General features: G+C 58.9%; 9 protein-coding genes. All 9 read left to right on the forward strand.

Annotated elements, in window-relative coordinates; genetic code table 11:
* Positions 1–54 precede the first annotated feature (54 nt).
* Positions 55–1194: a DUF4392 domain-containing protein gene (locus GX515_01975; protein HHY31779.1), complete on the forward strand. Its 1140-nt coding sequence runs from the start codon at positions 55–57 to the stop codon at positions 1192–1194.
* Positions 1195–1523: 329 nt separating this feature from the next.
* Positions 1524–2444, forward strand: coding sequence for a peptidase (locus GX515_01980; GenBank protein HHY31780.1), 921 nt, complete (start codon positions 1524–1526; stop codon positions 2442–2444).
* 453 nt (positions 2445–2897) lie between these two features.
* Positions 2898–4100, forward strand: coding sequence for a 4Fe-4S dicluster domain-containing protein (locus tag GX515_01985; GenBank protein HHY31781.1), 1203 nt, complete (start codon positions 2898–2900; stop codon positions 4098–4100).
* A gap of 1332 nt (positions 4101–5432) precedes the next feature.
* Positions 5433–7316, forward strand: a complete 1884-nt coding sequence (locus GX515_01990; protein ID HHY31782.1) for a TRAP transporter permease — start codon at positions 5433–5435, stop codon at positions 7314–7316.
* A gap of 246 nt (positions 7317–7562) precedes the next feature.
* Positions 7563–8519: a TAXI family TRAP transporter solute-binding subunit gene (locus tag GX515_01995; GenBank protein HHY31783.1), complete on the forward strand. Its 957-nt coding sequence runs from the start codon at positions 7563–7565 to the stop codon at positions 8517–8519.
* Positions 8520–8806: 287 nt separating this feature from the next.
* Positions 8807–9325: a DUF1850 domain-containing protein gene (locus tag GX515_02000; GenBank protein HHY31784.1), complete on the forward strand. Its 519-nt coding sequence runs from the start codon at positions 8807–8809 to the stop codon at positions 9323–9325.
* Between the two features lie 81 nt (positions 9326–9406).
* On the forward strand, positions 9407–10318 hold the full coding sequence (locus GX515_02005) for a xanthine dehydrogenase family protein subunit M (GenBank protein ID HHY31785.1): 912 nt from the start codon (positions 9407–9409) through the stop codon (positions 10316–10318).
* Between the two features lie 7 nt (positions 10319–10325).
* The gene (locus tag GX515_02010) at positions 10326–10802 is read left to right on the forward strand and encodes a (2Fe-2S)-binding protein (protein HHY31786.1); all 477 of its coding nucleotides are present in this window, start codon (positions 10326–10328) and stop codon (positions 10800–10802) included.
* A gap of 3 nt (positions 10803–10805) precedes the next feature.
* The gene (locus GX515_02015) at positions 10806–13124 is read left to right on the forward strand and encodes a xanthine dehydrogenase family protein molybdopterin-binding subunit (protein ID HHY31787.1); all 2319 of its coding nucleotides are present in this window, start codon (positions 10806–10808) and stop codon (positions 13122–13124) included.
* Positions 13125–13128: the final 4 nt, after the last annotated feature.

Raw genomic sequence — 13128 nt, forward strand, 5'->3', positions numbered from 1 at the left:
TTAGCGTGGCTGTTAGGTTGCGCATCACTACATAACCACGGGAGGTAAGGCAGGATGGAACGGATGACTGAGGAAGAGGTCAAGATCGCAGCAGATGGTATAGACACGCTAGTCACTGCAGCGATCGGTGGAAAGTTTCACAAGTGGGAAAAGGAACCATTGATCCGGTCCCTCTACAAAGTGGCAAGAGAGCGTACGCCCGGGCAGGTGCCGCTAACCTTTTACGCAGCGAAGGGATTGCGCGATCACGTGAAGCCTGGCGACGTCGTACTGATGGTTACTGGGTGGTATCTCCCGCACTTCATGTCTGGTGAGACCGACGGACCTCCAGGCACGGCTGCACTTGCGCGCGCTATCGACCTCGGCCTTGGTGCGACGCCCGTGATCATGACAGAGCCGAAGCTCAAAGAGATCGTAGAGGCGAGCTGTCGTGGCGCAGGCCTGCGGGTGTATGACCGTAAAGAGGCCCTGAAGATACCGAGGAGAGTGGTAGTTGAGACGCCTCTCCATCCGTACATGAGCGTAGAAGAATCTGAGAAGGTCATCAAGCAGATCCTGGACGACCTAAAGCCTGCGGCGGTTGTCGCAGTCGAGAAAGGCAGCCGGAGCAAGACAGGGATCTACCACTCTCTGTGGGGCATCGACATCACCCCGCTCACCGGCAAGTATGACCGGCTGGTTGAGGAGGCCCGGCGGCGCGGGATATTCACGATAGGAATCGGCGACGGCGGCAATGAGATAGGCCTCGGCGGCATCAGGGATGCCATCGAGAAGTACCTCCCCGTAGGGGCGAAATGTCATTGCCCGTGCGGACAGGGTGTGGCAGCGACCACGGAGACAGATAGCATGATCGTTTCGTTCGTATCTAACTGGGGAGCGTACGGCATCGAAGCTGCGCTGGCCATGTTGCTTGGTAGGACGGACGTCATGCATTCCGCCGAGGACGAGCAAAGGATCCTCCGTGCCGCGGCGTGGGCAGGCGCTATCGCGTCGCCATACGGATACTCCGGCGTTGCGGTGGTCGATCAGATACCTGAGAAGATCAACGTGAACGTGGTTGAGATGCTGCACTACATGGTGCAGGCGTACATCGTCGAGACCGAACAGCGCAAGTGGTACCAAGAGACAGCAAAGCACCAGGCTGACATGAACACCTGGATAAAGGAAGAGTACGCCGCGTGGAAAGATAAGTAGTCGGATCGCTCAGTCTGCCAGGTCGCGGGTACCGGGAGCTCGGCGTCCTGCGCTGCGGGGTTGAGGTGAGAGGGGCCATGGCGAGGCCGGAGCTGGTCTCGCCATGGCCCGAGCAGGGAGATCCGGGGTATGGGTGGTGAATCCTTAGGTCGCATGTCGCGGGTCGGAGTGGGGCATGTGACGATGTGCTTCGACGCTCGCACGCAAGATGCGCTTTGTTTCAGTGACACTGGTGCCCGGATACCTAAAGGCGTTCAGCATGCGATTTGGCCGTCTGGGCTCACGGGTGACAGGAGCACGTGGCGGGATAGATAGCGGAAGGAGTGCACGTGATGATCTTCGAGAAGACAAGGGCTTTCATGAGGAAGATAGGGCTGCCGGCATCAGACGCGTGGGATCTTCCCACATCGGGAAAGACCTTCCCTGATGGGGCGCATTGGCGGAGCGAGGTGCCCACGGTTAACTCTGCGGAGGCGATGAGGGCGCTCGTTGAGACCTCCAAGAAGGTGTACAAGCATAACATCAACCGTGTGGACGATACGTATGGAATCATGCGGCACACGGCACAAGAGATCAAGGAGTACATAGCAATCGCAAAGGACTACGGCGTGGAGTTGAACTTCTCTGTAGGCCCGAGGGCGACATACGATACCGGCGCCACTGTATTGAGCCCCCAGGGCGTGAGAGTGGGCTACAGGCTGCGCGGCATGGAGCAGCTCGTGAGAGCTATAGAGGACGTCAAGAGAGCAGTAGACCTGGGGGTCCGCGGGATCATCGTATATGACGAAGGCATGCTCTGGGTGCTGGACGAAATGAGAAAGGCCGGCGAGCTTCCTGCGAACCTGCACATAAAGCTTTCAGCGCATATGGGCGCATGCAACCCCGCGTCATTCAAGCTCTTCGAGAGACTGGGGGCAAACAGCATCAACCCAATCCGTGATCTTCAGCTTCCCATGATCGCGGCGCTGAGGCAGGCCGTGAGCGTGCCGATCGACTTGCATACTGACAACCCGCCTGCGTCGGGTGGCTTCATCAGAACGTATGAGGCGCCCGAGATGGTCAGGATCGCGTCGCCTGTTTACCTCAAGTCAGGTAACTCGGCGGTGAGCGCCCACGGGATAATCACCAACGCCAACGACGGAAAGAACATGGCCGCGCAGTGCGCGATTGTCAAGGAGATCATGGAGCGTTACTTCCCTGAGGCAAAGCAATCTGAGCCGGGCCAGCCAGACATGGCTATACCGGAGTAGCGAGCGCTGTAGCCCGGGTTCGGATAGGCGATAGGTGGGCGACGGGCTTCCAGGGTGCCGGCGGCGCTTCGACGTCCGGCGGCACCCTGGGCAGCAATCGCAACTCGTTAGCAATGGGGAATGATCTAAAAAGAAGACCGGCGCTTCCGTACGCGACAGCAGACGTTCAGGTAGGCCTGGACGGTGGAGAACCGCGTAGGGTGCGCTTGGGGTCCCGGCATTAGTGGCCCATGCTGGTTTCCGGTTGGCCTTGCGCGAGGGATGGAACCTCCGAGGGTACCGGGAAAGCATTCTCCGGCGACGGGGCATCGAGGGCTGCACAGCCCTCGCGCCGTCAGGGGGTCATCCGGGGGAGGAGGGGTAATGCTTACCGATCGTGTCATACAGGCGACAGGCTATTGTAGTCCCCTAGACCTTGTTTGACGGCATGGGTACAGAATAGGAGGGACTCGAATGAAGACCTTCGACGATCTCAAAAGAGACGTAGTCGACCAGGGGCTATGTATGGGTTGTGGGACCTGCGTCGGGGTATGCGCATCCGGAAGCATTGCCATCGATTACAGCTTGGATGAGCCGGAGCCGCGGCTAGTCAAGGATTGTACCGAGTGCGGCCATTGCTACGAGGTCTGCCCTGGGAAGAACCTTCCTTTGAAGGACCTCGACAAGATGTTTCTGGGGCGGGAAAGGGAGCCTGAGAAGGAACCCCTTGGAATCTATAAGGACTGCTATAAAGGGTGGGCGGTAGACCCATACGTGAGGACGAGCACGAGCAGCGGCGGCGTAACATCTGCTCTTCTCAACTACGCGCTGAACGAAGGCCTCATCGAAGGAGTCCTCATGGCGGGATGGAACCCGGATCCGCCGTACTGGCGGTGCCGGCCTTTCATAGCGACCACGCCTGAGGAGGTGTCGATGGGCCTGCGCACCGGTATGATGATGGTGCCGAACAACGCGCTCATTGCTGAGGCGGTTAGCAAGCGTAAGCTTTCGAAGATCGCTGTTGTGGGGTGTCCGTGCCACATCCAAGGGATTCGCAAGCTGCAGGCACATGGGCAGCCGAAGAGGTTTGTAGACGCAATACAGTTCACGATAGGTGTTTTCTGTGCAGCCACGTACTACGGGGAAGGGACCAAACATCTCATACAGGAGTTCGCCAACGTCCAGAACCTCGACGACATCATCGCCATGGACTACCGAGGAGGGAAGTGGCCAGGCTCTCTCTACGTCGTTACGAAAGACCGGAAGATTCACTGGGCAGGGAGCAAGCATGACTACACGTGGCATTTCCTCGGGTCCGCCAGCTATAAACGGGATCGGTGCCTGATGTGCATTGATTTCTCGTCAGAGCTCGCGGATGTGTCGTGTGGCGACATATTCCAGGAGGTTGGCCACACGAACCGTAGGCTGGTTGCAACGCTTCCCAGGACGAGCGTGGGCGAGGAGCTTCTCGCCGGCGCTCGTGCAAAAGGGTACATTGAGCTCGAGCCTCATGACCCAGCGCTTATACCTGCGAGCGGCATGGGATGGGAGGCCAAAAAACACGCGGGAATGTATAGGTTGATTCAACGCAAGAGATATGGTTGGCCGACTCCGGATTTCCAGTATCCACTGAAGGTGACGGCTCTGCCCAGAGCACTAACCTTCCCGTCGGCGTGAGCCGACGGTTGTGTCATACCCAGTCCTTGAGTCCCCACGATGCGCGGCAGCCGCGCATCGTGGGGACCCGGCTGGTGCAAGCACGGGACAATGCAAGCGTGGCAAGCCCGGTACTTCAGTGTCGCGGCACGAGGTTGCCGTGTAGAACACCGCGCCGGGGGCGTTGGAAGGCCGGGATGGGTCCGCTCTATGGTATCACTGGCACCATAGAGGCAGTCTACGGGGTAAGGGTGCTGCAGGCGCTGAGTTCCTGCGACTAGAGCTGCAGGTGCAGGAGATGCGCCAGGGGAACAGGAGGGCTGGAGACCTCGCACAGCGCGACAGCTGTAAAGGCTCTGGCCCTTTCTCGCCATGACTTTTGTGAGGCCGAAGGAACGATCTCAAGCGGGTTCTGTCCTGCGGACGGCACGGTCGTGCTGGCGTGCAGCACGAAGACGTTTCCTAGCATTGCTGACGGATACTCCGAGCGCTCAGGAGCGTCGGACGCGACCACGAGGGAACGCCGGGCTGTCGTACTTGTGGTAAGGTGGAGCTGACTCAGTTGTGGCGACCCTCGAAATGCGTCGAAATCAGTGTGGTTGTGCGTGACGATCATGCCGAGTATCCCTGCGAGTGTCGCCTCGCCGGACAGCGAGAAGGGTAGGTGCGTTGCGGTGCGTTGCACGCAAGCGGTCCGACCTGGTGAACCTAGCGTCCGAAGTGGGGGCGCAAGACCTCAGGTTGAGCCCGATCTCGCGTCAACGTCAGGCTAGAAGCGGAAGCAGAAACGGCCTCCGAGCGCTGCGGATCACTTGCGGGTATCGCCGTCATCGGGCAGCGGTGGGGCAACGATGAGGTTGAAGGATTCTCGGTTTCATAGAAGGATTATGGACGATGCTGCCGAAAATAGTAGTGTCTCGGATATCGGGTACCGGATCCAGACTTCCAGGTTGCAGAAGGTCAGGGAAGGGGAGAGCGCTAAGGCGGCTGGGGCGGTTGCGTTAATGTGTGGTATACCATACGGCATGTATACAAGGATACACTTGCTTGCTTGGGAGCAAAAGCGCACTGAACGATGCAAGACGGACGGAGGTGGTGCCGGAAGACAACGAATACGCTCGGCAGGTATAGAGGGAACACCCGATGATTTGCGACAAATGGCCAAGTTTAGTTTGTTACGAGGCGCACACGTGACGATGCAAGAGCCCGTGCGCACATGGGTGTGCCTAAGTCCGGCTGCACGGAGGCGCGTACCTTAGGCCCCGTGCCATCGCGGAGGCGTAGCGGCCAGCAAATACACGTGTGCATTCGGTTTGTGCGTAGCAATCTCGCACCTGGGGGGCATTGGTTGAGATGGCGAAATTCGAAAAGACGATGAACGCCGTCATTACTGCGATCTCAGTAGCGATGGCACTCTTCCACACATATACTGCCGTTTTCGGCTCCCTTACCTCAATGTGGCAACGAAGCATTCATTTGGCATTCGGGTTCCTTCTCGTCTACCTAATGAATTCGGCGAAGGGGAAGACAACCCCCGAAAGGCTCTACGGCATAGTCCTTGCTATCCTCGGATGCGCCACTGCGGTGTACGTCATCGCGGATTTCAATGGCATAATCATGAGGTTTGGCAGCCCGACGACCTTGGACCTGGTGTTTGCAGCCATCATCGTAGTGCTTGTGATCGATGTTTCCCGTAGAACCTTGGGGTGGGCCATGCCGATAATCGCGATAGCCTTCCTGGTGTACGCGTTTGTGGGGCCCTACTTGCCTGGCGCACTTTATCACAGAGGTTATGATCTATCAAGGGTTCTGAACCAGATGTACCTGACCACGGAGGGGATCTACGGCATACCTTTGGGCGTCTCTGCTGACTACATATTCCTGTTCATATTGTTCGGTTCGTTTTTCGTGGCCACAGGAGCCGGACAGTTCTACATCGACCTTGCCAAGGCGTTGGTCGGGCGGGCCAGGGGCGGGCCGGCCAAAGTCGCCGTTATAGCAAGCTCATTCTTCGGGATGATCTCGGGCAGCGCCCAGGCTAACGCGGCTGGCGTAGGGATGATAACCATCCCGCTGATGAAGAACGTTGGCTACCGCTCGGAATTCGCGGGAGCGGTCGAAGCTGCGGCATCAACCGGCGGACAGATTATGCCGCCGGTCATGGGCGCGGCAGCCTTCATTATGGCAGAGATGCTTGGCCTTCCCTACCTCCGAATAGTAGAGGCTGCCTTCATCCCGGCAGTAATCTACTATGTCGCGCTTCTCTTCTCAGTGGACTTCGAGGCAGCAAGAGCGCGCATCCCCGGCTTGAAGAAGGAAGAGCTACCTGACATCCGCAAAGTCTTGAGGGAGGGTTGGCTCTATCTCGTACCCATCGTTGTGATGGTGTTCCTCCTTGTTGTTCTCAAATGGACGACGACGAAATCCGCGGTCTACTCGCTGTTTTCGACCATCATTATCGGGTTCTTGCAGCGTCAAAAGAAATTCGGCTTACATGAGATAGTCGAGGCGATGAAAGACGGCGCGAGGGGCATCATCAGTGTCATCACAGCGTGCGCTTGCGCGGGCATCGTCGTAGGCATAGTCAACCTCACAGGGCTCGGACTGCGTTTCTCCAACATCGTAGTCAGTGCCGCAGGCGGTAACGTGGCCCTTCTGCTGTTCCTTGTCATGCTTGCCTCGCTAGTGCTTGGCATGGGGCTTCCCACCACGCCTGCCTACCTTGTGCTCGCCGTTCTCGGCGTCCCAGCCCTCCAGACGCTCGGAGTTCCACTTCTCGCTGCCCATATGTTCATCTTCTATTTCGGATGTGTATCGATGATCACACCGCCCGTGGCCCTTGCCGTATACGTTGCGGCAGGGATTGCCAAGGCGAATTTCTGGAAGACCGGCATAAACGCTGTCAAGCTCGGTATAGCGGCGTTCATCGTGCCGTACTTCTTCATCTTTAATCCATCCCTGTTGGGGCAAGGCCATCCGCTTTCTGTGTTGTGGTCGGGCCTGACCGCTGCAGTTGGCGCTGCCCTGTTGAGCGGCGCTGTAATCGGGTGGTTTATGGGAGACATCGGCATTCCCGAAAGGATCGTCCTTTTCGCGAGCGCCCTCGGTCTCATTGACCCTGGACAGCTCACCAACGTCTTGGGGCTCGCGGGCCTAGCGCTTGTTGTCATCATCCAGCGCGTAAGAGCCACGAGAGCAAGAGGCTCGGCAGGCGGAGACCTGGCTGCCCGCGGCTGAGGGGCTGAGGAATGGCCGGGGCGGTTGCATCGCCGACACGGAACACCTCGGCCTGTGGGCTGACCCGACACCAAAAGTGCCATGCCGTTCCTTGTCGGGTGGCCTCGCCCGAAGGGGGGTGGTGCAAGGATCAACTGGAAGCGATGACACGCCGCCTGGGAGTTCGGGAACAAAGGCACAGAAAGCCATCGTACCAGCGGAAGCAGTCCGTATTGTCAGTTCGTCCAGCCGAAAGGAGTGGACCAAATGAGGAAGCGAATTGTCTGGTTGGCGGTTGTAGCGGCTCTCTTGGTGACTTGTGGCTCTCCAGCTGTTGCTGGCACTGCCCTTCCCAAGCATCTGTCGCTGGGGGCATGCGGTACCGCGGGAACCTTCTACCTGGTTGGCGCGGGGATAAGCCAAGTCATAGAGAAGTACCTGCACGTGCCGACGACGGCGGAAGTGACAGCGTGCGCTGTGGAGAACGCGAAGCTTCTCGACACCGGCAAGGTAGAGCTCGGGATCCTTACACCCGAGGTCGCCGATCAAGCGTTCAGAGGCATCGCGCCGTTCAACAAGAAGCAAGACCTTCTGGCGATAGCGCCGCTCTATCCAAACCTGTACCAGCTCATAGTGCCGGCCAGCTCGCCGATCCAGTCCATAATGGACATCAAAGGCAAGAGGGTATCGGTCGGGGCGCCCGGGAGCGGGATTCTCGAAAGCAACAAGCTGCTTCTTGATGCTCTTGGAATAAAGTTCACCGACTTCAAACCCGAGTATCTCTCGTTCAGTGAGACTGCGGAGGCTATGAAGAACGGCTGGGTGGATGCAGCCATAATCGTGACGGGAGCTCCGTCTTCGTGGGCGCTGGACCTCGAGTCTGTGAAGCCGATCAGGGTCGTACCGCTCAGCGAGAAAGAGCTCAACACGATAGTCCAAAAGGTGCCGTACTACGTGCCAACGGTGATCCCCAAGGGGCGATACAAATCTCAAGACTATGATGTCCGTAGCTTCGCAGCGTGGAACGTCCTTGCAGTCCAAAAGGATCTGCCTGAGGACGTGGTATACGAGCTTACAAAGACCATAATGGAGCACAACGCTGACATCGCCAAAGTACACAAAGAAGCTGGCAACATCCGCCCCGAGAACGCCGACACGGTGAAGATTCCGTACCATCCCGGAGCGATCAGGTACTACAAAGAGATAGGAATCAACGTGCAATAGGCGAGTTGCATGAGTGTCCTGTCTCGGACTCAGAGGCCTGTGGTGTCCGGCGAGGGGGCGAGGCGTGGAATGGCGCCCAAGCCGACGGTACGCTGCTGCATCGTGTGAGCTTCTGAGAGGGTCTTTCTGGTGGAGGTCTGCCGGGAAGCACCATCAAAGGCGCGCGGCGTGCGGGCATAGCCGTCCGGGCAGGTGCACGGCGCCGCGCGCGGAACTTATGTTGCTCACGCACGTTGATAAGGCAGATTTCACGCCGTATGACACGGCTCACGGGGGCTTAGACCAGCATGTGTAGGCTTAGCTTGAGGAAGCGCCCGGGTAACATTGGGCTCGCGCTATGCTTACTCGTCGGAACGTGTGTTATTGCGGGTGCGCGTCTTCTTTGGTGGGGGGGCGAGGGCGAAGGCGGGTGCCACACTCTTGTCATTACAGCGGGATACGGCACGGATCCCTTGCTCAAGACTCCCGTGGCGCCGGGGTCGGAGTTTGTGCTTAGATACACTCACAGCCAGACCGGCGGGCCCATGGAGCTGTGGTTCATCGTAAACCCGCAGTGCAGAATCGTTCTGCGCGAGGTTCGGGCGAAGGTCCTGAGGCCCGAGATCGAGGATCTTGCTGAGTACGCGCAAGAGGTCGTCATGAAGGACGGGTGGACCATCTACCGAGGGATGGAACAGGTGATGGACCCGCTTCTTATAAGGGTCAGGATGTCCGAAGGGGAGCAGAGCCTCGTCCTTGGAGGCAGGGAGATTCCGCTCCGATCATTGGCAGATGGGGGCACAAGATTGGAGATTAGGGTGAGATAGGGCGCGGCGACCACCGTCATTGGTTGGTCGGCGCTCAGATGGGGCGAAAGAGGCGAACTAAGGAAGGGGTGATTCCTGCTGATGCGTAACAGGTTACCCGGATTCGACTATTTGGAGCCTCGCTCGGTTGAGGACGCGCTGGCGGTCCTGAATCGTTTAGGCCCTGGGGCTAAGCCCTTGGCAGGGGGCACCGATCTTCTCGTGGCCATGAGGATGAAGGGAGCGAGGCCGAAGGCCCTTGTCAATTTGAAGACCATTCCAGGCCTCGATGCAATTGAAACGCGGCGAGAGGGGCTCTACATCGGGACTCTAGTAACAATGCAGGCATTGGCTGACGAACCGAGACTTACGGACAGATTCACATGCCTCTCACAGGCGGCGGGGGCAGTTGGCTCCTGGCAGGTGCGCAACAGGGCGACCATCGGTGGAAACCTCTGCAATGGGGCGCCATCGGCCGAGACTGCTCCACCGCTGCTGGTGCTCGGGGCCAAGGCACATGTTGCGGAGCCCGGGGGCGTGAGAAGGCATGTCGATCTCGACGGGTTTTTCCGGGGGCCGGGTGCGACGGAGTGTTCCGCTGGGAAACTGCTCCTTGGGGTGGAGATTCCGACCCCTCCTGAAGGTATGAGGTCGATATACATAAAGCACAGTCCCCGAAAGGCGATGGACATAGCAGTCGTGGGGGTTGCGGCAGGGCTCGCGTTGCACGACGGATGCCGCGTGAGAGAAGCGAGGATCGCGCTGGGAGCCGTGGCGCCGGTTCCTCTGCGAGCGCGCGAGGCTGAGGCGTACTTGGTGGACCGACTCCTCACGCCCGAGGTTGCAAGAGAAGCAGGCAGGCTCGCCGCGCGTTCGGCCAAGCCCATCTCTGACGTGCGAGCTTCAGCGGAGTACAGGTTGGAGATGATCGAGGTATTGGTGGCGAGGGCGCTCATGACCCTTGCTGGCACCGAGGGGGTGTTCGAACGTGAGCGAGACGAAACACTTGGCTGACGGCTCCATGTTTGTGACGCTCAGGGTGAACGGCCGATCCTACGAGGTGGCCGTGAGACCTAACGACACGTTGCTTGATGTTCTCAGGGAGAAACTGGGCCTCACCGGGACCAAGAAGGGATGTGACCTTGGGGACTGCGGGGCATGTACGGTCTTGCTGGATGGGAAGCCTGTGAATTCGTGCCTTGTCTTGGCGGTGGACGCTGCGCGTGGCGAGGTTGTCACCGTCGAAGGACTGGCCCAGAACGGGGAGCTACACCCCCTCCAGGAGGCATTCATCAAATACGGCGCGATTCAATGCGGATACTGCTCCCCTGGAATGCTTATGTCACTTAAGGCATTGCTTGACCGCGAGCCGCACCCCACGCGCGATCAGGTTATGAACGCTATCGCCGGTAACCTCTGTCGGTGCGGCGGATACCACAAAATCGCTGACGCGGCCCTAGCCGCGTCGCGTGCCGGAGAACGCGGGGGTGAAGAGTAAGGTATGAGCGGGTTCAGTGTAGTGGGCGAGGTGCTTCCGAGGATCGACTCCCAGGGAAAGGCGACGGGAGAGACACGCTATATCACGGACCTTTATATCCCAGGGATGGTGTACGCAAAGGTATTCAGGAGCAGCGAGGCTCACGCGCGAATCAAACGCATAGACGTCTCCGAAGCAGAGCACATGCCCGGGGTCGTCGCGGTGGTAACGGGAGCGGACGCGCCGTACAGTTACGGGCGCATGGTCGAGGACGAGCCGTTCCTCGCCCGAGAAGTCGTACGATATATCGGTGAACCGGTTGCCGCCGTTGCAGCGTTGGACGAGGCTACGGCGGAAGCTGCCCTGGAGCGGATTCACGTGGAGTACGAGCCGCTTCCGCATGTGTTCGATGTGGAGGAGGCGCTGAGCCCCAAGGCACCGCTCATCCATCCCGAGCTGGGATCCTACCGCAGGGGACCGATCCCGGTGCCCGTGCCGGGCACCAATATCTGTAGCAGCTTCAAGATTAGAAGGGGCGATGTCGAGGCCGGCTTTGCCAAGTCTGACTTCGTCTTCGAGCACAGGTTCACGACGCCGCCGATACAGCACTGCTACATCGAGACATGCGCAGCCATTGCGCACTTCGACGAGTCTGGCATCCTGACCGTTTGGACCGGCACCCAGGGGGCTCATCTCGTCCAACAGCTGCTGAGCACCTCTCTTGGAATGCCTCTCGATAGGGTGCGGGTGATCCAGCCTCCTTATGGCGGGGGGTTCGGCGGCAAGGTGCCCATGCACGTCGAGCCCATAGCAGTGGCCCTCACCCTCAAATGCCGTAGACCGGTGAGGATGGTGCTGAATCGCGAGGAGGAATTCGCCGCATCCACGACCCGACACGCAAGCGTCGTGACGATTAAGTCGGGCGTTACGCGAGATGGCCGGATCCTGGCGCGAAAGGTAGACGCTGTGCTAGATACAGGCGCGTACGCCCGGATCGGCCCGCTCGTGCTCCGAAACGGAAGCATCGCTGCGAGCGGTCCCTATGATATCCCGAATGTCTGGATCGATGGCGCCTGCGTGTACACGAACAAGGTGCCTGCTGGTGCTCTACGTGGATTCGGGACTCCACAAATGACATGGGCGTATGAGTCTCACACTGACATGATCGCTCGTGAGCTCGGCATGGATCCTGTTGAGTTCAGGCTGAAGAACGTCCTTCGAGAAGGCAGCGAGAACGCCACCGGAGAAAAGGTGAAGTACGTTGCGGTTGACCGTTGCATTCAGCTCGCGGCGCGGGAGATAGGTTGGGGTAGCCCAAAGGCCGCTGCGTCACCGGGTAAGGCTCGCGGCAGGGGAATCGCGGCCACGGTCAAGGCTTGTGCGGGTCCGGCGCAGTCTAACGTGGTACTACGCTTCAACAAGAACGGGCGCGTGAGAGCCCTTGTGAGCGCAAGTGAAATGGGCCAGGGCCTCCATACGATTGTGGCGCACATCGTCGCCGAGGAACTGGGGCTTAGAGTGGACGACATCGTTGTGGCTCAGCCTGACACCGACTTTACTCCGTTCGACGAGCTTACCACCGCAAGCAAGGCCACGTTCCATACAGGAAACGCGGCACGAGCCGCGGCACGCGACCTTCGGCAGCAGATATCCGCGATAGCAGCGGAACTGCTCAATGTGCCACAGGATACGCTCGTGTTCCGGGGAGGGCGCGTTTTTACGCAGGACGGCAAGGCCTCGATAGCTATCAAGGACATAATCGGCAAGGGTAGGCACCGGGCTTCTAACGAACTTGTAGGAAGGGGTTCATTTGAGTCCGATTATGTCATACCGTTGGACAGGGAAACAGGTCAGTCGGCGGCGCCCGTCGCTTTCTGGATGTACGCGGCACAGTCTGCCGAGGTCGAAGTGGACCTTGAAACGGGCGATGTAAAGGTGTTGAAGGTGGTCGCCGCGCACGACGTCGGACAGGCCATCAGTCGCCTTGGGTGCGAACAGCAGATCCAAGGGGGCGTCGTGTTCGCCTTAGGGCAGTCCTTGTGGGAACAAACGATGATACGTGACGGCCGGGTCATCAATCCTACTCTTCTAGACTATAAGATCCTCACGTCTACTGATACGCCCGAGATAGTACCCATCATCATAGAGGATGCTCCACACGCCTTGGGTCCGTACGGAGCTAAAGGGCTCGGAGAGATCGTGACAACGCCGACGGCGGCTGCTATAGCGAATGCTGTATACGACGCGACTGGGGTGCGGATCATGGATCTCCCGCTTACTCCTGAGAAGGTCCGAGCTGCTATCAAAGCTGCCAGAGCTGCCAAAGAGAAATCGACCGTTTAGGCGA

The organism is Bacillota bacterium (genome assembly GCA_012842395.1).
Taxonomy (GTDB): domain Bacteria; phylum Bacillota; class SHA-98; order UBA4971; family UBA4971; genus UBA6256.